The following is a 23,563-nucleotide window of genomic DNA, read 5'->3' as shown; positions in this document are numbered from 1 at the left end:
TACATTCCGAACCCGGAAGCTAAGCCTCGTAGCGCCGATGGTACTGCAGGGGGGACCCTGTGGGAGAGTAGGACGCCGCCGAACAATCATTCACAGAGAGCCCCCATCCGGGAACGGATGGGGGCTCTCTGCATTTCCGGATAGGATTCCTGATATGGCAAGACCAGGTCCCAAGAAGGCCAGCCCCGAACCCCAGCCGCACATCGAGCCGTTCAGCCTGTCCACCGACCCGTTCGCGATGGAGACGTCGCACGAGGTCGCCGGGATCTATCTCGCACCGCCGGAGCGTGTCCTCGCGCTGCACGTCGATGCCGAGACCGTGCTGCGGCCCAAGCTCCGGGACGCGCTCACGACGCTGCGTGCGGAGCCGCTCCCCGCTGCCGTGACGTCGTTGCTGACGACTCTCGGCAGTACGACCGGGAAGGTGCAGGGGACGTTGCACCGGCGTCGGCGGGGTGTGGAGTTCCGTCGCTTCCTCACCGAGTTGGAGAAGCAACTGCCCGAGGTCGGCGAGGTCCACCTCATCTGCGACAACTACTTCACCCACAAGTCGCCGACCGTGAAGAACTGGCTGAACGCGCACCCGCGCTTCACCATGCACTTCGCGCCCACCGAGGAGGCGTGGCTCGCCCACGTCGAGCGGTGGTTCGCGTACCAGGCGGCCCGGGAGGGATTCCACGGCGACAAGTCGTCCGCCGCCGCCCTGACCGCAGGCATCACGGCCTGGCAGGCGGCTCCCACGCAGCCCGAGGAGGGCACCGGCGAGGAGGACGGGACTGTCTCGTCCGCTCACGTCTGGATCAAGCCGGGGCGCTGAACCGCTGTCGTTGACTGTGTAGCTAAACGTGTTGATGGCCCCTTCCGAGTTCGGAAGGGGCCATCAACACGTCCGGAGCATGGGCGGGGTCAGAGCCGGCCTGCCGCCTTGAGGGCGAGGTAGCTGTCGGCGAGGGCCGGGGGGAGGGCGGCGGGTGGGGCGTCGAGGACGGTGACGCCGTGGCGGGTGAGGCGTTCGGCGGTGCGGCGGCGGTCGGCCCGGGTCTGTTCGGCCGCTGCGGCGCCGTAGACGTCCTTGACGGTGCCGCGTGCGGCGGCGAGTTCGTCCAGGCGCGGGTCGGCGACCGAGGCGAGGACGACTTCGTGGCGCTTGGTGAGCAGCGGCAGGTGGGGCAGCAGGCCCTCCTCCACCGGGCGGGCGTCCAGGCCGGTGAGCAGCACGATGAGTGAGCGGTGCGGGGCCATCCGCAGCACGGTCGAGGTGAGCGCGCGCATGTCGGTCTCGAGCAGTGCGGGCTGCAGGGTGGCCATGGCGTTGGTGAAGGCCGGCAGGATCTCGGAGGGGGATCGGCCGATGACGCTGCCGCGCTTGCGGAGGTCGTGTGCGAGCAGGTCGACGCGGTCGCCGGCCTTGGTGGCCAGGGCGGTCAGCAGCAGGGCGGCGTCCAGGGCGGCGTCCAGCCGTGGTGCGTCGCCGACGCGGCCGGCCGAGGTGCGGCCGGTGTCCAGGACGATCAGGATGTGCCGGTCCCGCTCGGGCCGCCAGGTGCGGACGGCGACAGTGTTGCGGCGGGCGCTGGCCCGCCAGTCGATGGAGCGGACGTCGTCGCCGGGGAGGTACTCGCGCAGGGAGTCGAACTCGGTGCCCTGGCCACGCGTCAGGACCGAGGTGCGGCCGTCGAGTTCGCGCAGCCGGGCCAGGCGGGAGGGAAGGTGCTTGCGGCTCGGGAAGGGTGGCAGTGCCCGTACCGTCCAGGGGACGTGGTGTGAGCCCTGACGGCCCGCCAGGCCCAGTGGGCCCAGCGAACGGACCGTCACCCGGTACGCGTGGTGGTCGCCGCGCCGGGTCGGGGCGAGCAGGCTGGTGATCCGGCGGCGCTCCCCGGCCGGAACGGTGATGGTGTGCCGGGAGCCCGCGATCGCGCTGCCGGGGCGCCAGGCGGACGGGGGCCAGGCGTCCCGGATCAGGGCTCGGAGCGGGCGGCGGGCCGGGTTGGTGACGGTGAGCTCGACGGTGGCGGGCTCACCGAGCCGGACGGAGGTGTCGCCGCTCCGGACGAACCGCAGGGTACGGACCGGAGCGGCGAACGCCAGGTCGACGAGGACGCCGAGCAGGACGGTGAGGGTGACCGCGCCGATCCCGGCCCAGGAGGGCAGCAGGAAACCCACGACCAGCGCGCCGAGCGCGGCGAGGAGGGCGGTTCGGCCGGTCAGGGCCATCTGGTGCTCCTAAGAGGGTTTCAGCGCGGGGCGGGCGTCTGGGCCAGGACGGCCTGGATCACCGAGTCCGCGGTGACGCCCTCCATCTCGGCCTCGGCACGCAGCTGGATCCGGTGGCGCAGCGTCGGCAGGGCGAGGGCCTTGACGTCGTCGGGGGTGACGTAGTCGCGGCCGGCCAGCCAGGCCCACGCCCGGGAGGTGTTCAGCAGGGCGGTCGCGCCGCGCGGCGAGACGCCGATGGACAGCGAGGGGGAGTGCCGGGTGGCCCGGCAGAGGTCGACGATGTACGCCAGGATCTCGGGCGAGACGGTCAGTTCGGCGATCTCGGCCCGGGCGGCCGTGATGTCGGCCGGGCCCGCCACCGGGCGGACGCCGGCGGCGGCCAGGTTGCGCGGGTCGAAGCCGGCGGCGTGCCGGCTGAGGACCTGGAACTCCTGGTCGCGGGAGGGCAGCGGCAGCACCAGCTTGAGCAGGAAGCGGTCGAGCTGGGCCTCGGGGAGGGGGTAGGTGCCCTCGTACTCGACCGGGTTCTGGGTGGCCGCGACCAGGAACGGTACGGGCAGCGGGCGCGGCTCGCCGTCCACGGTGACCTGGTGCTCCTCCATCGCCTCCAGCAGCGAGGCCTGGGTCTTGGGAGGGGTGCGGTTGATCTCGTCCGCGAGCAGCAGGTTGGTGAAGACCGGGCCGGGCTGGAAGGAGAACTCGGCGGTGCGCGCGTCGTAGACCAGCGAACCGGTGACGTCGCCGGGCATCAGGTCGGGGGTGAACTGGATGCGCTTGGTGTCGAGGGCGAGGGCGGTGGACAGGGTCCGGACCAGCAGGGTCTTCGCGACACCAGGGACGCCCTCGAGCAGTACGTGACCGCCGCAGAGCAGCGCGACGACCAGGCCGGTGACGGCGGAGTCCTGGCCCACCACGGCCTTGGCTATCTCGGTGCGCAGGGCGGTCAGGGCTGCCCGGGGACCGCCGGGAGGAGTCTCCCGGGAGTCCGTAGGAGCCTCCGTCAGGGAGATGGGGGCCTGCTCGGTCACGGCTGTCGTACCTGCCTTTCCAGGGCATCGAGGTCGTCGGTGAGCCGCAGCAGTGCGGCGTCGTCGGTGGGCGGGGCGCCGTACAGCAGCGACCGGACGTCGGCGGCCGGGCACGCCAGCCGGTCGGCGACGGCGGCGCAGAGCGCGGTGGGCTCGGGTTCGCGGGTGGTGAGCAGTACGCCGAGTGCGGCGGCGAGGCGGTGCTGCACCGCGCGGCGCAGGGTGTCCGCCGCGCGCCCCCGGGCCTTGGCGCGCTGGTACAGCCGGGCCCGGCCCTCGGTGGTCTCGGCGGCTCGGACCACCACGGGGAGGTCCTCGCCGACCACCGGGCCGAGCCGGCGCCCGCGCCAGCAGGCCGCGAGCAGGGCGGCGACGGCCAGCTGAAGGGTGGCCCAGGACCAGCCCTTCGGGAGGTAGTCGGTGAGGGTCTTCTGCTGGGTGACGGGCGGTGCGGCGGTGTAGTCGGGCAGGTACCAGACCAGGTGCGGCCGTGAGCCGAGCAGGCCGAGGGCGAGCGAGGCGTTGCCGTCGTGCGCGAGCCGCTCGTTGGTCAGCAGCCTGCCGGAGCCGAGGACGACCAGCTCGCGCGAGCCCGGGTCGGTGTGCCGGACCAGCGGCGAGCCGTCCTGGCCGGGGTAGCAGGCCACGTCGTCCTGGCCGGGCCGGTAGAACAGCCCGCCGAGTTCCGCGCTGCCCGCCCGGACGGCCTCGGGGAGCGCGCAGTCGGCGGGCAGGCTGGTCGAGCCGGCGCTCGAGGGCAGGCCGCCGGGCCCGGTCGCGACCGAGATGCCGGGGGCGAGGGCGTTGAGCGCGGTGGTCTGGGGGGAGATCAGCACGAGGCGGCTGTCGCCGCCGCGCTGAAGTGTGGCGAGCCGGTTCAGCTGTCCGTCGGTCAGCAGGTCAGGTTCGGGGAGGACGACGGTGGTGCCGGGTGCGGCCAGCGCGGCGGCCAGGTCGTCCTCGCCGGAGACGGTGCGGGTGGTCACGCCGCGCTGGTCCAGCAGGTGGACGGCGGCCTGGGTGCCTTCGGGGTCGGTCGAGCGCGGGTCCAGCGGGGGGTACTGCGGGTGGCTGCTCAGCGCGCTGAGCAGCAGACCGGCGAGCAGCAGCAGGCCGGTGGCGACCAGGTACCAGCGGGAGCGGCGCCAGAGCCGGCGGCCGTCCGGGGAGATGCCGGTGGTGGGGGCTTCAGGGGCCTCGGTGGTCATGCGGCACCTCCGGCGGCCGGGGTGAGGACGGGCTTCGTCGCCTCGAGGGCCTGGTCCAGCTCGACCAGGGACCGGTACGCGGCCTGGTCGGCGGTCCGTTCGCCGAACGCGATGTCGTCGAAGGTACGGGCGGCCGTGCCGAGCGCCGCAGAGTGGGCCGGCAGGGCGCGGCCGGCTTCGGCGGCGGCCTCGTCGGCGGTGCGCCCGGGGCGGGAGTCCAGCAGCGTGCGCTCCTCCAGGGCCCGGACCAGGGCGCGCATCTGCTCCCGTACGGCTTCGCCCCACTCGGCGGCGGCCGCGTGGGCCGCCGCTGCGGTGCGGTGCTGGGCGGCGGTGCGCGGTCCGGCCGTCTCGAACAGCGAGGCGGTGCTGCGGGCCTCCCGGCGGGGTGCGCCGAGCCGCCACCACAGGGCGGCGCCGATCGCCACCGCCACCAGCAGGAAGAGCAGCAGCCCGGCGGCGCCGCCGTGGGCGGTCGACCCGACCTGGGCGAGGGCGTGGTCGAGCTGCTCGCCGAGCCAGTCCATGACGCGCTGCGTCAGGCTCGGGTCGTGCCGGTGGTAGGCCGGGTTGAGCAGTTCCTGGCGGGCGGCGTCGTGCGCCGCGTCACGAGGAACGGTGACCGGGGCACCGCCGGCCGGCGGTGCCCCTTCCCCCCAGTTCGACATCCGCGTCAGATCCCCTGCGGCCCGCTCTGGCCCGGGATGAGCGGGCCGGGGCCGGCCACCCCGGTGGCGCTCTCGGGCAGCCCGGCGGCGCGGGCGAGTTCGATGTCGAGGGCCTCGCGCCGGATCCGCTGGTCGACGTAGAGCAGCACGTTGATGCCGGCCAGCACCGGGATGGTGAGGGTGGCGCCGAGGACGCCGCCGATCGAGGTCAGCAGGATGACCAGCGGAGTCGTACCCCCGCCGGTACTGCCGAACGGGGTCGAGCTGGTGGCGCTGCCCACCGTCAGCGCGACGCCGACGATCGCGAACGGTGCCGCGATGATCCCGGCTACCACGCCGATCAGGATCTGGCCGAGCAGGGTGATGCCGAAGACCCGCCACCAGGAGCCTTTGACCAGCCGCCGGGACCGGGACAGCGAGGCGATCACGCCCTGCTTCTCCAGCATCAGCGCGGGAGCGGCGAAGCTCAGCTGGATGCCGATCCAGCAGGCCACCACCAGGCCGGCCAGGGCCAGCAGTACGGTCGGGGCGACCGACCAGAAGGTGGGCCCGCCGATGAGCAGCACCGTGACCAGCGGAGCCACCGACAGCAGTACGATCCCGACGGTGACGAGCACGGTGAGCAGGGTGACCCCGGCCAGCTTCGCGAGCCGTGGCCGGGCGGCGGCCCAGGCGGAGCCGAGGGTGACGTTCTCACCGACGACCGCCTTGCTGACCACGATGGTCAGCAGGCCGGTGGCGACGATGCCCAGCAGGATGGCGACGGGGTACGTGGCGAACCGGGCGACGAGCGCCAGCACGTCGTGCGGACTGTTGTACGACCACAGCTGGCCGAGCGCGGTGACGGTCTGTTCCAGCACGGCGATGCCGAAGGAGAGGCCGAGCGCCGTCCGCCAGTGCTTGCGCACGGTGGACATCGCGCCGTCCAGGATCTCGCCCACCCCGAGCGGGCGCAGCGGTATGACGCCGGGCTTCGGGCTGGGCGGCGCGCCCCAGCCCGGGAAGGGCCGGCCCGGGCCTGGGTACGGCTGGCCCGGGTGCGGTCCGCCGCCGTAGGGCGCGCCGCCGTACGGGCCGGGGGTGCCCCAGCCCTGGTGCGGGGGCGGGGTGTCCTGAGGCGCGTCCTGAGGAGAGCTCTGCGGGGCGGCGGGCGGTGCGGTCACGGGTGCCGAAGGTGGTCCCGACGGTCCGGCGGCCTCGTCGGATGGCTCGGGCGAGCCGGGCGACGTCCAGCCCGGGGTGTCGGTCATCACTGCTCCTTGTGCGGGGCTTCGGGGAGAATCCGAGTGATCCCGGCCCCTGTGCGGCCCATCGTGCCATGGTGTGACCAGGCACCCCAGAGCCGCCGCCCCACGGAATCCCCGTCGGCCCGGAGATCGTTCGGAGATCGGTCCGACGACTGGAGCGAGCTGCGAACTTTGCGACGGTATGACTGACTCGGAGGCTCCCATCAGGACGAAATGGCACGACTGTGCGGCAGGTCACAATCCGGTAATGAGAGGATGGACCCATGAAGGGACGCGTCCTCGTCGTTGATGACGACACCGCACTGGCCGAGATGCTCGGCATTGTGCTGCGTGGTGAAGGTTTTGAACCGTTTTTCGTCGCGGATGGGGACAAGGCACTAGCCGCGTTCCGGGAGACCAAGCCTGATCTGGTTCTCCTCGATCTGATGCTGCCCGGCCGTGACGGCATCGATGTCTGTAGGCAGATCCGATCGGAGTCGGGGGTGCCGATCGTGATGCTCACCGCCAAGACCGACACCGTTGACATCGTGGTCGGATTGGAGTCCGGCGCCGACGACTATGTCGTCAAGCCGTTCAAGCCCAAGGAGCTGGTGGCCCGGGTTCGCGCCCGGTTGCGCCGCGCAGAGGAGCCCACACCTGAACAGCTGACCATCGGCGATCTGGTGATCGACGTGGCAGGCCACTCGGTCAAGCGGGACGGCCGTGGCATCGCGCTGACCCCGCTGGAGTTCGACCTGCTGGTCGCCCTGGCCCGCAAGCCCTGGCAGGTGTTCACCCGCGAGGTGCTGCTGGAGCAGGTCTGGGGATACCGGCACGCCGCTGACACCAGGCTGGTCAACGTCCACGTCCAGCGTCTCCGCTCCAAGATCGAGAAGGACCCGGAGCGTCCCGAGATCGTGGTGACGGTGCGTGGCGTCGGCTACAAGGCCGGGCCCAGCTGACGTGATGTTCGATACTGACGACTCCCCGTCGGGTGCGGGTGCCGACGGGGAGTCCGCCGTGCGCGGGGACGTACTGAGCTCGACCACCCAGGGCCGTGCGCCCCGCCGTGGTCCGGCGGCCCTGCTCGCGTTGGTGGTGCGTCAGTTCCGGCGCCCGGTCGACCAGGTGCTCGCGCTGTACCGGCGGTCGATCCAGGTGCGGGTGGTCGCCGCCACCCTGCTGCTCTCGCTGGTGGCGATGCTGGTGCTCGGCGTGGTCGTGGTGGCCCAGGTCCGCCACTGGCTGCTGGAGAACAAGCAGACCTCCTCGCAGGGGCAGGCCATCGGCGGCTTCCAGAACGAGCAGGAGAAGATCAACGAGGCCATCAACCTGCAGGCCAAGGCAGGTGCCGGCACCGACCCGACCCGGGACCAGACCAGCACCTGGCTGATCAAGCAGGTCTCCGACCTCGCCAGCGGCGGCACCGGTGTCTACTCGGTGATCGCGCTGGTGCCCACCGACGGGCAGGAGGAGACCGCGCAGAGCGCCGGTCTCCAGGGCGCCTTCTACTCGGGTGACATCCTGCCGAGCAGCATCTCCCCGGAGCTGCGCAACCAGGTCGCCGCCGACCCCTCCAGGCCGCACGAGCAGACCACCGAGATCCAGCGCGGCGCCGGCAACGGCAGCCAGCCCCACGGGGAACCCGGCCTGGTCATCGGCAAGCAGTTCACCGGCCCCGATCTCACGAACTACCAGCTCTACTACGTCTTCTCCTTCGTCCAGGAGACCCAGACCCTCGGCGCGATCACCAGCACGCTGGCGACCGCCGGCGTGTTCGTGGTGATGCTGCTCGGCGGCATCGCCTGGCTGGTGGTCCGCCAGGTCGTCACGCCGGTCCGGATGGCCGCCGGGATCTCCGAGCGACTGGCCGCCGGGCACCTGGAGGAGCGGATGAAGGTCACCGGCACGGACGACATCGCCCGGCTCGGCGAATCGTTCAACCGGATGGCCAACGCGCTCCAGGCCCAGATCCGTCAGCTGGAGGAACTCTCCCGGGTGCAGCGGCGCTTCGTCTCGGACGTCTCGCACGAGCTGCGCACGCCGCTGACTACCGTCCGGATGGCAGCCGACCTGATCTACGACAGCCGCGAGGACCTCGATCCGATGGCGGCCCGCTCCGCCGAGCTGCTCCAGGGGCAGCTGGACCGTTTCGAGTCGCTGCTCGCCGACCTGCTGGAGATCAGCCGGTTCGACGCGGGCGCCGCGATCCTGGACGCCGAGCCCGTCGACCTGCGCGACGTCGTCACCCGGGTGATCGAGGCCGCCGACCCGCTGGCCCAGGCCAAGGGCAGCGCCGTACTCGTCCGGGGCGGGGATGAACCGGTCGTCGCCGAGGTGGACCCCCGGCGGATCGAGCGCATCCTGCGCAACCTGGTGGTCAACGCACTGGAGCACGGCGAGGGCCGGGACGTGGTCATCCAGCTCGGCTCGGCCGGCGGTGCCGTCGCGGTCGGTGTCCGGGACTACGGGATCGGGCTCAAGCCCGGCGAGGCGTCCCGGGTCTTCCACCGCTTCTGGCGCGCGGACCCGTCCCGGGTCCGGACCACCGGTGGCACCGGTCTCGGCCTCTCCATCGCGGTCGAGGACGCCCATCTGCACGGCGGTTGGCTGCAGGCCTGGGGTGAGCCCGGCGGCGGCTCGCACTTCCGGCTCACCCTGCCCCGGACCCGGGGCGGCGAGATCGGCCGGGCGCCGTTCCGCCTGGAGCCCGAGGACTCCCGGCACAACCGGGGCCTCGGCGCGCCCGGCACCCCGTACCGGCGGGCCGTCCGTTCGACCGGGGCAACCGCGCTGACCGTGTCGGGCGAGCCGGGCGTCGGTACGCCGGACATCCCGGAGACTCCGGACACCCCGCAGACCGGCTTCGGCAGCGGCCTCGGCGGAGTCCTGAGCATCGGCCCGGGGCTCGGGCGGATGCCGTCGGCGCCGGTCTCCGACCCCTCGGACGTCCGGGCGGCGTCGTCGGGGTACGGTGCCACCGGGGCGCAGGTCGTGGTGGACCGGTCCGCTGTCCGCCCGCCCGCCTCGCGCGCCGGCCGGGACGGAGCAGCGCAGGACGGGGCTGCGCAGAACGGAACGGTGCGGGACGGAGCAGCGGGCAGCGACAGGGACAGCGACACAGAGGGGGCGCACCGTGCCGAGGACGAGCAGCAGGGCGGCTGACCGGCGCACCGGCGCGGTGTGGGCGGCGTGGGGGGTACTGATCCCGCTGCTCGCCACGGGTTGTGCGGGGATGCCCACCGACGGGTCGCCGACGCCCGTCGACTTCCCGCAGGGCGCCGCCGCGCAGGACCTCCAGGTCCGGGTCTTCCCGGTGGAGCCGCACCCGGGCGCGGACCCGGTCGACCTGCTGACGGGCTTCCTGGACGCCTCCAACGCGGACGAGGCCGACTACGGCACCGCCCTGAAGTACCTCACGGCCGACGCCCGTAAGCGCTGGCACCCGGACGCCGGGGTGGTGGTGCTGGCCAGCAAGAGCCAGACCCAGCCGAAGGGTGACGGAGACGCCACCGGCATCACGGTGACGGGTAGTCAGGTCGCCCAGCTGGACGGCAAGCACACCTACCGGGACGTACCGGATGTGCCGTACCAGCAGAAGTTCACCTTCGTGAAGGAGACCCAGGGCCCGGACAAGGGCGAGTGGCGGATCGACCAGCTGCCGGACGGGCTGATCGTCGACCTGACCAACTTCAACAACGGCTACCGCCCGGTCCACCGTTACTTCTTCTCGGCCGCCGACCCGTCGGTCCACGCCGGCCCGCCGCAGGTCCTGGTGCCCGACCCGATCTACCTGCGGCGGCGAATAGACCCGCTGACCGCCGCCGCGCAGGCGCTGGCCGACGGTCCGTCGGACTGGCTGAGCGGTGCGGTGGAGACGGCCTTCCACGGCGTCAGGGTGGTGGGCCCGGTGTCGATGAGCGACAGTCAGGTGGCTGCCGCCAAGGTCAGCGTGGCCGACTTCGGGAGCCAGCCGCTGCTCTGCCGCATGATGGCCGAGCAGCTCTTCTACACCCTCGCCGACCAGCAGCCCAAGCGGCAGCTCGAACGGCTCGACCTGAGCGGGACCAAGGGCTCCTGCTCGGTGGACGCGACGCACAGCGCGCAGCTCGCTCCCGGTGCGCTGGCCGGTGTGGACACCGGGGCGCAGCAGTACTTCCAGCTGGACAACGGCCAGTTGATGCAGACTCAGGGCGAGGGCGACGGTAAGCCGGTGCTCGGCGCACTCGGCCAGCCGAGTCAGGCCGGCCAGGCCAGGCCGGCCGACATCGCCGTCCGCCGGGACGGTGGCGCGGCGGCCGTGATCAGCGCCGACCGCAGGTCGCTGTCGGTGGTGGATATCGGCGCGGGTGACAAGGCCACCGGGCCGCTGATGACCGTTCACCCCGCACAGTCGGACCAGGGGTTGGCCTCGCCGAGCTGGGACGGGCGGCAGAACCTCTGGGTGGTCGACCGCGACCCGGTGACGCCGCGGGTCCTGATGGTGCGTGGCAGGACCGTCGTCGCCGCGCAGGTCGACGGGCTGAACGGGCGGATCGTCCAGGAGCTGAGGATCTCCTCGGACGGGACCCGGGTGGTGCTGCGAGTCGTCGACGCGTCGTCAGGGGCCTCGGCGCTGATGCTGGGTCTGGTGGTGCACTCGGGGACGGTCGACGACCCGCAGGTGGCGATCACCGGGCTGCGGCCGCTGGCACCGAAGCTGAGCGAGATCGTCTCGTTCTCCTGGGCGGACACCGACCAGCTGCTGGTGCTCGGGAACGAGCCGAACAAGCTCCAGCAGCTGCACTACGTCGGCACGGACGGTTCGCAGACCGGCGACACCCCGCAGCCGGGCGGCGATTCGATGCTCTCCGTCTCGGCGTCGGAGACCCTCTCGGGCGACGACATCGCGCCGCCGGTGCTGGCTGTCTCGTCCAACAAGCAGATCTACCGCCTGCTGGGCAACCAGTGGCGCGAGGTGACCGGGCAGCACCACGGGAGCTTCTTCAGCTACCCGGGCTGAGGCCGGCAGTTGGTGCCCGCCGTCGGCGGCCCGTGGCGGCCACCGTCGCCGCCGCGAGCGGTGGGCAGCCGACCGCGTGCAGGGCGCGGGCGGCTTCGGCGAGGCTGGCGCCGGTGGTGACCAGGTCGTCCACCAGGATCAGCGGGCGGCCCCGGGCCCGGGCGGCCAGCCGGGCCGCCGAGCGGGCGGGGACGCGCAGGGCTCCGCGCAGGTTGTCGTGCCGCTCGGACGCGGACAGGCCGGACTGGTCGGCGACGGTCCGCCGGTGTCGCAGCACCGGAGCCACCGTGGCGGGCCGCCCGTGCCGGCCCAGCTCCCGCGCGGCGGCGCGGGTCAGCCGGAGCATCGGGTCGTGCCCGCGCGAGCGGACGGCCTGCCGGGTGGAGGGCATCGGTACGAGCAGGACCGGCCCGGGCGGTGCGGGACCGAGCGCGGACCGGACGGCGGCCGCCAACGCGAGCCCCAGCGGCCCGGCCAACCGGAGTGCGCCGCGCTCCTTGTGGGCGAGCAGCAGCTGCCGGACCGGGTCGGCGTAGGGCATCGCGGCGTGCAGCGGCGGCAGACCGGGCGGCGGGGGCAGCGGGCCGGCTGGGCCGGCGGGTGGCGTGGACAGGGTGGCCCGGCAGGCGGGGCAGAGCTGGCTGTGCCCGGTACGGCAGCCGGCGCAGTCGGTGGGCAGCACCAGTTCGAGCAGGTCGAGGAGGCCGATGGTGAGTCGGTTGTTACCGCTGATGGTCACGGACGGTCACGACTCCTCCCGGGGCTCGTGGGGAGCACGGAGTGAGACCTAACGGTGGGCCGTCTGGGGGGTGTTGTCCAGGTGTTTACCGTCGTTTCACTCGCAAGAGGGTAAACAGGGTGAAACAGCTGGACAGCCAGCCCCGAGCCGCTACGTTGTTCGACTGGGGAGGCGGAATCCCCTAAGCAGGTGTTCGATAAGGCTCCAAGGGGTTTCACGCGTTCCTGGTGGGGAGGAAGTGAGGTGAGGGCCGGTCGCGCTCACCGCCCCCGACGTAGTGCGGGTCGGCGGTAGAGGGGCTGGTCCGGCTGGGTCTCAGCCCGATCCGGTGAGCACTCCGGGTCGGCGTCAGCACGAGGGATCGGAGTTCTGCGTGGACATCGTCGTCAAGGGCCGCAAGACCGAGGTGCCCAAGAGGTTCCGCGAGCACGTGGCCGAGAAGCTGGAGAAGATCCAGAGGTTCGACGAAAAGGTGATCAGCCTCGACGTCGAGGTGTCCAAGGAGCACAACCCGCGCCAGGCCGACCGTTCCGACCGGGTGGAGATCACCCTCCTCACCCGTGGCCCTGTGATCCGGGCCGAAGCAGCCGCAGCCGACCCGTACGCGGCGCTCGACCTGGCCTCCGCGAAGCTCGACGCGCAGCTGCGCAAGTCCGCGGACCGGCGCCGGGTGCACAAGGGCGGCACCGGAGCCCGTACCCCGATCAGTGTCGCGGAGGCGACGGCCGCGCTCGCCGCGCTGCCGGTCGCCGAGCAGCCGACCGGGGGGACCAACGGGGCGGTCCGCAAGACCATGATGGGATCCCTGGAGGTGGAGGGCGACGGCCCGCTCGTCGTCCGAGAGAAGACGCACCCGGCCGCGCCGATGGCGCTGGACCAGGCGCTGTACGAGATGGAGCTCGTCGGCCACGACTTCTACCTGTTCGTGGAGAAGGACAGTGGTCTGCCGAGCGTGGTCTACCGCCGGCACGGCTACCACTACGGCGTCATCCACCTCAGCACCGACGGCACGGCCGCCGGCGAGGTCGGCGGTGCCGGTGGTGCCATCGGCGGGCCGGACGAGGACTGATTCGTCCGGTGGCCGACCGGCCGGTAGCTGCCGGTAGGTACTCCCAACGGGTACTACTGGCAGGTACTTCCTGGTAGGTACGGCACAACCGAAGAGTTCGACCGAGCCGGGTGACCCCGGCGGCTTCGGCCGCCGGGGTCACCCAGCTGGGCGGTCCGACGGCGGAGGGTGATCGCAGCCGGGTCGGCCATGGAATGATGGGCCGACAGTGACCGGCTACGGGGGAGGAGCGGATGGGGGATCCGAGTCAGGGCACGAGGATCGGTCCGGGAGCGAACCCGGGCCAGGGCCAGGGTGGGGAGACCGTGGACTACGACCAGCCGGAGTATCCGCCGCGTCGCGCAGAGCCGATCCGGGTGCTGGTGGTGGACGACCACGCGCTGTTCCGCCGGGGCCTGGAGATCGTGCTGGCCGAGGAGGAGGACATCCGCGTCATCGGGGAGGCGGGCGACGGCGCGGAGGCCGTACTGAAGGCCGCCGACCTGCTGCCCGACATCATCCTGATGGACGTCCGGATGCCTCGCCGCAGCGGGATCGAGGCCTGCACCGCGATCAAGGACGTGGTGCCCAGTGCCAAGATCATCATGCTGACCATCAGCGATGAGGAAGCCGACCTCTACGAGGCGATCAAGGCCGGCGCGACGGGCTACCTGCTGAAGGAGATCTCCACCGACGAGGTCGCGACCGCCATCCGCGCGGTCGCCGACGGCCAGTCGCAGATCAGTCCCTCGATGGCCTCCAAGCTGCTCACCGAGTTCAAGTCGATGATCCAACGGCGTTCCGACGACCGGGACTTGGTGCCCGCGCCTCGGCTCACCGACCGCGAGCTGGAGGTGCTCAAACTGGTGGCCACCGGGATGAACAACCGGGAGATCGCCAAGGAGCTCTTCATCAGCGAGAACACCGTGAAGAACCACGTCCGCAACATCCTGGAGAAGCTGCAACTGCACTCCCGGATGGAGGCCGTGGTCTACGCGATGCGCGAGAAGATCCTCGAAATAGGGTGAGCGCCCCGCTTCAGGCGAGCAGCCGCTCCAGCACGGGCCGCAGCCGCTCGTCGGCGAGCGCCTCGACCCGGACCGCCGTGCAGCCCACCCACTCGGCGGCCTCGCGCAGTGCGCGGGCCAGCTCCTCGACGTACTTCGGTGCGTCCAGGGAGATCTGACGGGCCACCAGGGTGCTGCCCTCGCGCGCCGGGTCGACCCGGCCGACCAGCCTGCCGCCGGCCAGCAGCGGCATCGCGAAGTAGCCGTGCACCCGCTTGTGCTTGGGGGTGTACGCCTCCAGGCGGTGTGCCATGCCGAAGATCCGCTCGGTGCGCGCGCGGTCCCAGATCAGTGAGTCGAAGGGCGAGAGCAGCGTCGTCCGGTGCCGCCCGCGCGGCTCGGTGGCCAGTGCCGTCGGATCGGCCCAGGCGGGTGCGGGCCAGCCCGCCACCTCGACGGGCAGCAGCCCGGAGTCGGCCAGTACCGAGTCGACCTGGTCGGCCTTCAGTCGGTGGTAGTCCATCAGGTCGGCCCTGGTCGCGACCCCGAGGGCGGCTCCCGCCTGCGCGACCAGGCGGCGCAGGCACTCCTCGTCGCCGAGCTCCTGTCCGTAGAGCTCCGCCGGAACGGCTTGCTCGGCCAGCTCGTACACCCGCTTCCAGCTGCGGCGTTCGGTGCAGACCACATCGCCGAAGGCGAGCGCGCGCTCGACCGCGATCTTGGTGTCGGACCAGTCCCACCACTCGCTGGTCTTCTTGCTGCCGCCCAGTTCGGTGGAGGTCAGCGGGCCCTCGGTGCGCAGCTTGTCGAGCACGTGCCGGTACGTCCCGGGGGTGACCTGGTGGTCCCAGAGATTGCCCCGGCTGCGGTACGCGCGGCGGCGGAAGGCGAACAGCGGCCACTCCTCGACCGGCAGGATGCAGGCGGCGTGGGACCAGTATTCGAACGTCGCCTCCGATCCCCAGTACGCCTTCTCGACGGCCGGGCGGCCCACCGCGCCCAGACGCGCGTACGGGATCAGCTCGTGCGAGCGGGCCAGCACCGAGATGGTGTCCAGCTGCACCGCGCCGAGCCGTCGGAGCACCCCGGGCACCCCCGCGCGCCGGTCCGGTGCGCCCAGCAGCCCCTGGGCGCGGAGCGCGATCCGGCGGGCTTCTTCGGCGGTGAGTTCGGCGGTGCGGGAGAACGGGCTCATGCCCGGCAGCGTAGAGGCCGGCACTGACAGGCCCGGATCGGCCGCTGTGGCGCCCGATTTGCCCCACCGGGTCGTGCTATCGGCGGATGTGCTCGCGGAGACTCGCAGGGGTGACACGGGAATACCGTGCTGACGCACCTCCCGGCGCGTTGGACTCCTCGCATACGATGGCCCGTACGGTGGGGTAAACCCCGCCTCGCAGTCGTCCAGAGCCGATCCAGGCAAGGAGCCCGCTCAAGTGTCCGTCTTCGACAAGATCCTGCGCGCAGGCGAGGGCAAGATCCTTCGCAAGCTGCAGCGGATCGCCACGCAGGTCAACTCCATCGAAGAGGACTTCGTCAACCTCACGGACGACGAGCTGCGTGCGCTGACCGACGAGTACAAGCAGCGCCTCGCCGACGGTGAGTCGCTGGACGACATCCTGCCCGAGGCGTTCGCGACCGTCCGTGAGGCGGCGAAGCGCGTCCTCGGCCAGCGGCACTACGACGTCCAGATCATGGGTGGCGCGGCCCTGCACCTCGGCTATGTCGCCGAGATGCGTACCGGTGAGGGCAAGACCCTCGTCGGCACGCTGCCGACCTACCTCAACGCGCTGACCGGCAAGGGTGTCCACCTGATCACGGTCAACGACTACCTCGCCGAGCGTGACTCGGAGTGGATGGGCCGGGTGCACCGCTTCCTCGGCCTCGAGGTCGGCGTGATCCTCGGCAGCATGTCGCCCGCCGAGCGCAAGCGGCAGTACGCGATGGACATCACGTACGGCACCAACAACGAGTTCGGCTTCGACTACCTGCGCGACAACATGGCGTGGTCGCAGGACGAACTGGTCCAGCGCGGTCACAACTTCGCGGTGGTCGACGAGGTCGACTCGATCCTGATCGACGAGGCCCGTACCCCGCTGATCATCTCCGGCCCGGCGGACCAGGCGACCAAGTGGTACGCCGACTTCGCCAAGCTCGTGCAGCGCCTCAAGATCGACCGGGACTACGAGGTCGACGAGAAGAAGCGCACGGTCGGCGTGCTGGAGGAGGGTGTCTCGCGGGTCGAGGACTACCTCGGCATCGACAACCTCTACGAGTCGGTCAACACGCCGCTTGTCGGGTTCCTGAACAACGCCATCAAGGCGAAGGAGCTCTACAAGAACGACAAGGACTACGTCGTCATGAACGGCGAGGTCATGATCGTGGACGAGCACACCGGCCGTATCCTCGCCGGTCGCCGTTACAACGAGGGCATGCACCAGGCGATCGAGGCCAAGGAGGGGGTGGAGGTCCAGAACGAGAACCAGACGCTGGCCACCATCACCCTGCAGAACTTCTTCCGTCTGTACGACAAGCTCTCCGGCATGACCGGTACGGCCACCACCGAGGCGGCCGAGTTCCACCAGATCTACAAGCTCGGCGTCGTCCCGATCCCGACCAACAAGAACCCGCTGCGCATCGACCAGCCCGACCTGATCTACAAGTCGGAGCCGGCCAAGTTCGCCGCCGTGGTCGAGGACATCGTCGAGAAGCACGAGAAGGGCCAGCCGGTCCTGGTCGGCACCGTCTCGGTCGAGAAGTCCGAGTACCTGTCGCAGGAGCTGCGCAAGCGCGGCGTCCCGCACGAGGTGCTGAACGCCAAGCACCACGAGCGCGAGGCGCAGATCGTCGCCCAGGCGGGCCGCAAGGGCGCCGTCACGGTCGCCACCAACATGGCCGGCCGTGGTACCGACATCATGCTCGGCGGCAACCCCGACCACCTGGCCTCCGCCGAGCTGGCACAGCGCGGCCTCACTCCGGTGGAGACCCCGGAGGAGTACGAGGCGGCCTTCCCGGAGGCGCTGGAGAAGGCCAAGGCGGCCGTCAAGGCCGAGCAGATCGAGGTCCAGGAGATCGGTGGTCTGTACGTCCTGGGCACCGAGCGGCACGAGTCGCGCCGCATCGACAACCAGCTGCGCGGCCGCTCCGGCCGTCAGGGCGACCCGGGCGAGTCCCGGTTCTACCTCTCGCTGGGCGACGACCTGATGCGGCTCTTCAAGGCCGGCATGGTCGAGCGCGTGCTGTCGATGGCCAACGTGCCGGAGGACGTGCCGATCGAGTCGAAGATGGTCACCCGCGCCATCGCCTCTGCGCAGACCCAGGTCGAGCAGCAGAACTTCGAGATCCGCAAGAACGTCCTCAAGTACGACGAGGTGCTGAACCGTCAGCGCGAGGTCATCTACGGCGAGCGCCGCCGCGTCCTGGAGGGCGAGGACCTGCAGGAGCAGGTCGGCCACTTCATGGACGACACCGTCGAGGCGTACGTCAACGCCGCGACCGGCGAGGGCTTCGAGGACGACTGGGACCTGGAGAAGCTCTGGCTCGCGCTGAAGCAGCTCTACCCCGTCACCCTGGAGCTGGACGCGCTGGAGGAGGAGGCCGGCGGTTCGGCCGGGCTCACCTCGGAGTTCCTGACCAAGGTCATCCAGGAGGACATCCAGGCGCAGTACGGCGCCCGCGAGGACCAGCTCGGCTCCGAGATCATGCGCGAGCTGGAGCGGCGGGTCGTCCTCTCGGTGCTGGACCGCCGCTGGCGCGAGCACCTCTACGAGATGGACTACCTCCAGGAGGGCATCGGCCTGCGGGCGATGGCCCAGCGCGACCCGCTGGTCGAGTACCAGCGCGAGGGCTTCGACATGTTCGGCGCCATGATGGAGGGCATCAAGGAGGAGTCCGTCGGCTACCTGTTCAACCTGGAGGTCCAGGTCGAGCAGCAGGTCGAGGAGGTCCCGGTCTCGGACGGCGTCCCCGGTGAGATCTCGCTGGAGAAGGAAGCCCGCCCGGAGATCAAGGCCAAGGGCCTGGAGGCCCCGAAGCCGCAGCGCCTGCACTACACGGCTCCCACCGTGGACGGCGGCGAGACGGTCATCGAGGGCGACTTCGACGACGACCTCGAGGACGAGGGCGACGGCCTGACCCGCGCGGAGCGCCGCAAGGCCGCGAAGTCGGCCAAGGGGCGGCGTCGTAAGGCGTAAGGCCTGACGGCCGGTCAGCGTCAGACGACTGGAGGGGCGCGGGGAACTGCGCGAGAGCGGTAGGGCACAGGTTGTCGCCTTCCGGTTTCGCGCAGTTCCCCGCGCCCCTTGTGGTTGGCCCGAGCTGACCGGTCTCGGCTGTGGTTGGCCCGACTCAGCGGGCTTCGACCGCTGCGCACTGCCACTGGTCGGTGCGGCGGTGCTGTTCCAGGCGGAAGGCGACCATGTGGTGGCGTGGGCCGAACTCGACCCGGACGCAGACCTCCAGGGTGCCGGGCAGGGGCGCGGAGTCGTAGACCCGGCCGAGGCGGTGGCTGGTGACCCGGCCCCGGGGGCGCAGGGGACCGCCCCGGACCAGGGCGGTGAGCTGCTGGTAGGCGGGGACGGTGGTGTGGCGCTGCAGCTGCCCGGCGGGGCGCAGCCCGGTGAGCACCTCGACCAGGCGTTGGGCGAAGCGGGCCGCCAGCTCGCCGTGGCCGCCGTGCGTGGGCGCGCAGGCGGCGCGCGGGTGCCTCGGGCGGCGCGGCTCGGTCGCCACGGCGGCGGGGTGCGCCACGGCGACGGGACGGTGGTGGTGCGGGGCGTGGGCCGGGCGCCGGGCGTGCGGGTGGCCGGTCTGCTGGACGAGGGGGCGTACGCGCGGGGCGTGCGCGGTCGCGAGGTGCCGTACGGCTGCGGGCTCGACCATGGGCGGGACCTCCGGCGGTGGCGTGGGGGTGGCGCGGGGTGTTGAGGTCCTTGGTACCCGGGCCGTGGTGGGGCGGCAACGACCGCCGGAACGGTGTCGGGAACGCCGTTCCGTGTCACCTATCCGGGTGACCGTCGTTGTGGTCGGCGGGGTGCGGGCCCGGCGGACGGCGCATCCGGTTGACGTGCGCGGGCGGTAGGTGGCGCACGAAGGGGTACGTACGCCGGGAGAACTTCGGGTGTCGGGCCGGTGGCGGCGACCGTCCTACCGTCGGGTAGGAAGGAGGATCGGGAGACACGATCCGGAGAGGCGGCGGTGGCATGGTGAGTCGGGCTTCGACTCGGGCGTCGGCCGGTGGTGCAGGCCAGGCGGCAGAGCCGGGCGTCCGGCGCGGGCTGGTGCTCGGCGGGGGCGGGATGCTCGGGGCCGCCTGGACGATCGGTGCGCTGTGCGCGGTCGAGGAGGTCACCGACTGGCGTCCGGCGGACGCCGAGGTGATCCTCGGGACCTCCGCCGGGGCGATTCTGGCCACCATGCTGGCCGCCGGGGTGCGGGCCGAGCAGCTGCGGGACCACCAGCTCGGCCTGCCGATCGAGGCGGGCCCGCTGGCCGGGGTGGACTTCGACTACGACAGCGCGGTCGGCGGCGCGCTGCCGCCCCGCCCGCGCCCCGGGATCGGCTCGCCCGGCCTGCTGCGGGACGCCGTCCGGCACCCGCGCGAGTACCCCTTCCTGACCATGGTCTCCGCCGCCGTCCCGACCGGCCGGGGCTCGGTCGCCCCCGTCGGTGAGCTGGTGCGCGGCCTGGTCGGCGCGGACGGCTGGCCCGCCGGGTCCGGGCTGCGGGTCGCGGCGGTGGACTACCGGACGGGCCACCGGGTCACCTTCGGCGATCCGGACGCACCGGCCGCCAGCCCGGCGGACGCCGTGATGGCCTCCTGCGCGATCCCCGGCTGGTTCGCCCCGGTCGAGGTGAACGGCAGCCGGTACGTGGACGGCGGCTGCTGGTCCGCCACCAACGCGGACCTGATGGCCGCCCGGGACCTGGACGAGATCTACGTCCTCGCCCCCATGGCGCTGCGGCCCACCGGCCCGGGCTCCGGGCTGCGCGAGTGGCGGGCGCGGGACCGGCCCAAGGGCGTGCTCGCCCAGCTGGTCAGCCGCTACCGGCGGTCGGTGACCCGGCAGTTGCTGCGCGAGGCCCGGCTGCTGCGGGAGTCCGGCACGCGGGTGCAGCTGCTCGCCCCGACGCTGGAGGACCTGGCGGTGATGGGCCCGAACATGATGGACCCGGCGCGCCGCACCGAGGTCCTGGAGACGGCGCTGCGCACCAGCCGGGCCGCGCTGACCGGCGTAAAGGCGGTGGGCTGATCACGCGCGCCGTATTCTGGGGGCCCACCACCACCTCGCCCAGAACCGGAGCACCCCCGATGCGCGTGTACGTGCCCACCACGTTGAACGGCCTGGCGGCGGCGTACCCGGGCGGCGCCCTGGACGAGTCCGCCGCGTACGCGGTGACCCCCGCGCTGCGCGAGTGGTACGTCAGCGACGACCTGGAGGAGCTGGAGTACGCGGCGCTCAACCGGGCCGCCCAGTCCTCGCTGCGCCTGCTGGCCGCCGACCCGGCGGCTCCCCGCCGGCGCGTGGTGGTCGCGGTCGACGTCGCCGACTCGGCGGTGACGCCGTTCGCCGGTGACGAGTACCAGGACCAGGCCTCGCTGGGCCGGATCCTGCTCAAGGGCCCGCTCCCGCTGGCCAAGGCCGCCGCCGTGCACGCGGACACCGCCGACGCCGACGTGGTCACGGACGTCACGGCCGCTGCCGAGGCGATCACCGCCGCCGACAAGGGCGACGACGACGCCCAGTTCACCGTGGACGGCGCGGAGGACCACGAGCTGCTCTGGTTCGCGACCCAGGAGATCCCCGGCCTGCTGGCCTGATTGTCCGCCCACCCGACTACCCTTCCTGGGTGCGTACTCACATCGTCTGGGACTGGAACGGCACGCTGCTGCACGACATGGACGCGGTGGTGGCGGCGAGCAACGCCGCCTTCGCCACGCTCGGGGTGCCGCCGATCACCGTGGAGCGGTACCGGGAGCTGTACTGCTTCCCGATCCCCCGGTTCTACGCCCTGCTGCTCGGCCGGGAGCCGAGCGCGCAGGAGTGGGTGGTGCTGGACGCGGCGTTCCAGGAGCGGTACGCCGAGCTGAGCGAGGCCTGCGCGCTGACGCCCGGGGCGGCGGAGCTGCTGGCCGGGTGGCGGGCGTCCGGGCGGAGCCAGTCGCTGCTGTCGATGCACGAGCACGTCCGGCTGGTGCCGCAGGTGCGGGCGCGCGGGATCGAGGAGCACTTCGTCCGGGTGGACGGCCGGAGCGGGATCTCCGACGGCACGGGCAAGAGCGGGTACCTGCTGCGCCACCTCGCCGCGCTGGGCCCGGCGGTGGACCCGAGCCGTACGGTGCTGATCGGTGACGCCGCCGACGACGCCGAGGCGGCGCTGAACGCGGGCGCGTACGCGGTGCTGTACACCGGCGGTTCGCACACCCGGGCGAAGCTGGAGCCGCTCGGCGTGCCGGTGGTCGACAGCCTCGCCGAGGCGGTGGAGCTCGCGGAGCGCATCGTGGCGTAAGGCGGATCGTGGCGTGAGCCACAGCCCCGGGTGGCGTGTCACCCGGGACGAATCGGCTGAAAGGTAGTCAGTCTGGGACTGACGTCAGTTTTTCGACCGAGCGGAGCCGCCATGCCCATCGACGCAGTGACCCAGGTGCCGATCCCGCGCAACGAGCCCGTGCACGGCTACGCCCCCGGCAGCCCCGAACGGGCCCGGCTGGAGCAGAAGCTGGACGAGCTGGCCGCCGAGCCGATCCCGCTGCCGATGACGATCGCGGGCGAGCAGCGGTTCGGCGCCGGCGAGCGGATCGACGTCGTCCAGCCGCACCACCACGCGGCCCGGCTGGGCGTGCTCGGGAACGCGACCAGGGAGGACGCCCGGCTGGCCGTGGACGCGGCGCTGGCGGCCGGTCCCGAGTGGCGTGCGCTCTCGTTCGACGACCGCGCGGCCGTCTTCCTGCGGGCGGCGGACCTGCTGGCCGGGCCCTGGCGGGAGACGGTCGCGGCGGCCACCATGCTCGGCCAGTCCAAGACCGTCCAGCAGGCGGAGATCGACTCGCCCTGCGAGCTGGTGGACTTCTGGCGTTTCAACGTGCACTTCGCCCGGCAGATCCTCGCCGACCAGCCGCAGTCCTCGCCCGGGGTGTGGAACCGTACCGACCACCGGCCGCTGGAGGGCTTCGTCTACGCCGTCACGCCGTTCAACTTCACCGCCATCGCCGGGAACCTGCCGACCGCGCCGGCCCTGATGGGCAACACGGTGGTCTGGAAGCCCTCGCCGACCCAGACGCTCTCCGCGTTCCACCTGATGCGGGTGCTGGAGGCTGCCGGGCTGCCGCCCGGGGTGATCAACATGGTGACCGGGGACGGCAAGCAGCTCTCCCAGGTCGCGCTGGCCGACCCGGCGCTGGCGGGCCTGCACTTCACCGGCTCCACCGCGACCTTCCAGTCGCTCTGGCAGACCATCGGCGCCAACCTCGCCTCGTACCGGGCGTACCCGCGCATCGTCGGGGAGACCGGCGGCAAGGACTTCCTGGTCGCGCACCGCTCGGCGGACCCGCTGACCCTGAAGACCGCGCTGATCCGGGGTGCGTTCGAGTACCAGGGGCAGAAGTGCTCGGCGCTCTCCCGGGCGTACCTGCCGCGCAGCCTCTGGCAGCAGATCAAGGACGACTTCCTGGCGGAGGTGGACGCGCTGACCGTCGGCGACGTCACCGACCTCAGCAACTTCATGGGGGCGCTGATCGACCGCCGCGCCTACGACAAGAACCGGGCGGCGATCGACCGGGCCGTCCAGGATCCGACGGTCGAGCTGGTGGCGGGCGGCCAGTACGACGACGCCATCGGGTACTTCGTCCGGCCGACGGTGCTGGTCTCGGGGGACCACCGCAACGAGATCTTCAGCACCGAGTACTTCGGGCCGATCCTCGCGATCCACGTCTACGAGGACTCCCGCTGGGACGACGTGCTCGCCCGGGTCGACTCCACCTCGCCGTACGGGCTGACGGGGGCTGTGCTGGCTCAGGACAGGTACGCCATCGCGCAGGCGGTGGAGCGGCTGCGGTTCGCGGCGGGCAACTTCTACGTCAACGACCGGCCGACCGGCGCGGTGGTCGGGCAGCAGCCGTTCGGGGGCGGGCGCGGGTCGGGGACCAACGACAAGGCGGGCGCGGCGCAGAACCTGCTGCGCTGGACCTCGGCCCGGTCGATCAAGGAGACGTTCGTGCCGCCGACGGACCACCGTTACCCGCACATGGGATGAGCAGGTGTTCCGACCTGACAGGGACTGACATGCTTCGATCACCAGTTTGGACAAGGTGTCCAGGAGGGATCGATCTTCCTGCGGGTTTGTGCCTCCCTGTCCCCTGACACCTTCGTTTCAGCCCGTTAGGCTGACTGGCGTCGTCGGGTTGGCTCCGCAGGCCAAAAG

19 protein-coding genes and 1 rRNA gene are annotated in these 23,563 nt (G+C 71.9%); 12 read left to right on the top strand and 8 right to left on the bottom strand.

All coding sequences use genetic code 11. The features are described 5' to 3' along the window. Together rrf and P3T29_RS14200 are read left to right on the top strand one after the other, a co-directional pair. Window positions 1–84: ribosomal RNA gene (rrf, locus tag P3T29_RS14205) — 5S ribosomal RNA — on the top strand; the annotation flags it as partial. 70 nt (window positions 85–154) lie between these two features. After that, window positions 155–817 (top strand): transposase, encoded by a 663-nt coding sequence (locus tag P3T29_RS14200; RefSeq protein ID WP_280716767.1) that lies wholly within the window; start codon window positions 155–157, stop codon window positions 815–817. An 89-nt stretch (window positions 818–906) separates the two neighbouring features. Here the strand turns inward: P3T29_RS14200 and P3T29_RS14195 are convergent, their stop codons facing one another. Genes P3T29_RS14195 through P3T29_RS14175 form a run of 5 tightly spaced genes read right to left on the bottom strand, consistent with a single transcriptional unit; the run spans window position 907 to window position 6,374 of the window. Next, complete coding sequence (locus tag P3T29_RS14195) at window positions 907–2,217, bottom strand: DUF58 domain-containing protein (protein WP_280716766.1); 1,311 nt, start codon at window positions 2,215–2,217, stop codon at window positions 907–909. Window positions 2,218–2,237: 20 nt separating this feature from the next. Continuing rightward, window positions 2,238–3,224, bottom strand: coding sequence for a MoxR family ATPase (locus P3T29_RS14190; protein ID WP_280716777.1), 987 nt, complete (start codon window positions 3,222–3,224; stop codon window positions 2,238–2,240). A gap of 20 nt (window positions 3,225–3,244) precedes the next feature. Then, the gene (locus P3T29_RS14185) at window positions 3,245–4,456 is read right to left on the bottom strand and encodes a DUF4350 domain-containing protein (protein ID WP_280716765.1); all 1,212 of its coding nucleotides are present in this window, start codon (window positions 4,454–4,456) and stop codon (window positions 3,245–3,247) included. Then, window positions 4,453–5,124, bottom strand: coding sequence for a DUF4129 domain-containing protein (locus tag P3T29_RS14180; RefSeq protein ID WP_280716764.1), 672 nt, complete (start codon window positions 5,122–5,124; stop codon window positions 4,453–4,455). Before P3T29_RS14180 ends, P3T29_RS14185 begins: the two co-directional genes overlap by 4 nt. Before the next feature lie 5 nt (window positions 5,125–5,129). Then, a complete protein-coding gene (locus P3T29_RS14175; protein ID WP_280716763.1) occupies window positions 5,130–6,374 on the bottom strand; it encodes a hypothetical protein in 1,245 nt (414 codons plus the stop codon). A 260-nt stretch (window positions 6,375–6,634) separates the two neighbouring features. On the opposite strand from P3T29_RS14175, the gene mtrA reads away from it, so the two are divergent. From mtrA to P3T29_RS14160, 3 genes are read left to right on the top strand one after another with little or no spacing between them, the layout of a single operon-like run. Further along, on the top strand, window positions 6,635–7,312 hold the full coding sequence (gene mtrA / locus P3T29_RS14170) for an MtrAB system response regulator MtrA (RefSeq protein ID WP_280716762.1): 678 nt from the start codon (window positions 6,635–6,637) through the stop codon (window positions 7,310–7,312). 4 nt (window positions 7,313–7,316) lie between these two features. Beyond that, complete coding sequence (mtrB, locus tag P3T29_RS14165) at window positions 7,317–9,515, top strand: MtrAB system histidine kinase MtrB (RefSeq protein ID WP_280716761.1); 2,199 nt, start codon at window positions 7,317–7,319, stop codon at window positions 9,513–9,515. Next, window positions 9,487–11,352, top strand: a complete 1,866-nt coding sequence (locus P3T29_RS14160; protein WP_280716760.1) for an LpqB family beta-propeller domain-containing protein — start codon at window positions 9,487–9,489, stop codon at window positions 11,350–11,352. The genes mtrB and P3T29_RS14160 overlap by 29 nt, the downstream gene beginning before the upstream one ends. Here the strand turns inward: P3T29_RS14160 and P3T29_RS14155 are convergent. Then, entirely contained in the window at window positions 11,336–12,091 is a 756-nt protein-coding gene (locus P3T29_RS14155) for a phosphoribosyltransferase family protein (RefSeq protein ID WP_348532830.1), read from the bottom strand. The genes P3T29_RS14160 and P3T29_RS14155 overlap by 17 nt on opposite strands. Before the next feature lie 373 nt (window positions 12,092–12,464). Here P3T29_RS14155 and raiA point away from each other — a divergent pair, with 373 nt between their 5' ends. Together raiA and P3T29_RS14145 are read left to right on the top strand one after the other, a co-directional pair. After that, window positions 12,465–13,160, top strand: a complete 696-nt coding sequence (raiA, locus tag P3T29_RS14150) for a ribosome-associated translation inhibitor RaiA (protein ID WP_280716759.1) — start codon at window positions 12,465–12,467, stop codon at window positions 13,158–13,160. 305 nt (window positions 13,161–13,465) lie between these two features. After that, window positions 13,466–14,167 (top strand): response regulator transcription factor, encoded by a 702-nt coding sequence (locus tag P3T29_RS14145; protein WP_348532831.1) that lies wholly within the window; start codon window positions 13,466–13,468, stop codon window positions 14,165–14,167. Between the two features lie 10 nt (window positions 14,168–14,177). Here P3T29_RS14145 and P3T29_RS14140 read toward each other — a convergent pair whose 3' ends face one another. Continuing rightward, entirely contained in the window at window positions 14,178–15,341 is a 1,164-nt protein-coding gene (locus P3T29_RS14140; protein WP_280716757.1) for a crosslink repair DNA glycosylase YcaQ family protein, read from the bottom strand. A gap of 238 nt (window positions 15,342–15,579) precedes the next feature. Between P3T29_RS14140 and secA the strand changes: the two genes are divergently transcribed. Next, window positions 15,580–18,336 (top strand): preprotein translocase subunit SecA, encoded by a 2,757-nt coding sequence (gene secA / locus P3T29_RS14135; protein ID WP_280716756.1) that lies wholly within the window; start codon window positions 15,580–15,582, stop codon window positions 18,334–18,336. Between the two features lie 154 nt (window positions 18,337–18,490). Here secA and P3T29_RS14130 read toward each other — a convergent pair whose 3' ends face one another. Further along, window positions 18,491–19,024 carry an Rv3235 family protein gene (locus P3T29_RS14130; RefSeq protein WP_280716755.1) on the bottom strand — a complete coding sequence of 178 codons (534 nt, stop codon included), beginning with the start codon at window positions 19,022–19,024 and terminating at the stop codon, window positions 18,491–18,493. Window positions 19,025–19,344: 320 nt separating this feature from the next. On the opposite strand from P3T29_RS14130, the gene P3T29_RS14125 reads away from it, so the two are divergent. From P3T29_RS14125 to pruA, 4 genes are all read left to right on the top strand, one after another. Continuing rightward, on the top strand, window positions 19,345–20,394 hold the full coding sequence (locus tag P3T29_RS14125) for a patatin-like phospholipase family protein (protein ID WP_280716754.1): 1,050 nt from the start codon (window positions 19,345–19,347) through the stop codon (window positions 20,392–20,394). Between the two features lie 59 nt (window positions 20,395–20,453). Continuing rightward, window positions 20,454–20,963 (top strand): hypothetical protein, encoded by a 510-nt coding sequence (locus tag P3T29_RS14120; protein WP_280716753.1) that lies wholly within the window; start codon window positions 20,454–20,456, stop codon window positions 20,961–20,963. 29 nt (window positions 20,964–20,992) lie between these two features. Then, entirely contained in the window at window positions 20,993–21,652 is a 660-nt protein-coding gene (locus P3T29_RS14115) for an HAD family hydrolase (RefSeq protein WP_280716752.1), read from the top strand. A 117-nt stretch (window positions 21,653–21,769) separates the two neighbouring features. Then, window positions 21,770–23,395 (top strand): L-glutamate gamma-semialdehyde dehydrogenase, encoded by a 1,626-nt coding sequence (pruA, locus tag P3T29_RS14110; RefSeq protein WP_280716775.1) that lies wholly within the window; start codon window positions 21,770–21,772, stop codon window positions 23,393–23,395. The last annotated feature ends 168 nt before the right edge of the window (window positions 23,396–23,563 follow it).

It is taken from the genome of Kitasatospora sp. MAP5-34, assembly GCF_029894335.1.
Classification (GTDB): Bacteria; Actinomycetota; Actinomycetes; order Streptomycetales; family Streptomycetaceae; genus Kitasatospora.
This window is presented reverse-complemented; position numbering and strand designations above follow the sequence as displayed.

What these genes read in the sequence shown, in the direction of transcription:
- mtrA (WP_280716762.1), top strand. Translation starts at nt 6,635, where the DNA reads ATGAAGGGACGCGTCCTCGTCGTTGATGACGACACCGCACTGGCCGAG.
- P3T29_RS14175 (WP_280716763.1), bottom strand. Translation starts at nt 6,374, where the DNA reads ATGACCGACACCCCGGGCTGGACGTCGCCCGGCTCGCCCGAGCCATCC.
- P3T29_RS14185 (WP_280716765.1), bottom strand. Translation starts at nt 4,456, where the DNA reads ATGACCACCGAGGCCCCTGAAGCCCCCACCACCGGCATCTCCCCGGAC.
- P3T29_RS14120 (WP_280716753.1), top strand. Translation starts at nt 20,454, where the DNA reads ATGCGCGTGTACGTGCCCACCACGTTGAACGGCCTGGCGGCGGCGTAC.
- P3T29_RS14200 (WP_280716767.1), top strand. Translation starts at nt 155, where the DNA reads ATGGCAAGACCAGGTCCCAAGAAGGCCAGCCCCGAACCCCAGCCGCAC.
- P3T29_RS14125 (WP_280716754.1), top strand. Translation starts at nt 19,345, where the DNA reads ATGGTGAGTCGGGCTTCGACTCGGGCGTCGGCCGGTGGTGCAGGCCAG.
- mtrB (WP_280716761.1), top strand. Translation starts at nt 7,317, where the DNA reads ATGTTCGATACTGACGACTCCCCGTCGGGTGCGGGTGCCGACGGGGAG.
- P3T29_RS14140 (WP_280716757.1), bottom strand. Translation starts at nt 15,341, where the DNA reads ATGAGCCCGTTCTCCCGCACCGCCGAACTCACCGCCGAAGAAGCCCGC.
- P3T29_RS14130 (WP_280716755.1), bottom strand. Translation starts at nt 19,024, where the DNA reads ATGGTCGAGCCCGCAGCCGTACGGCACCTCGCGACCGCGCACGCCCCG.
- P3T29_RS14180 (WP_280716764.1), bottom strand. Translation starts at nt 5,124, where the DNA reads ATGTCGAACTGGGGGGAAGGGGCACCGCCGGCCGGCGGTGCCCCGGTC.
- P3T29_RS14195 (WP_280716766.1), bottom strand. Translation starts at nt 2,217, where the DNA reads ATGGCCCTGACCGGCCGAACCGCCCTCCTCGCCGCGCTCGGCGCGCTG.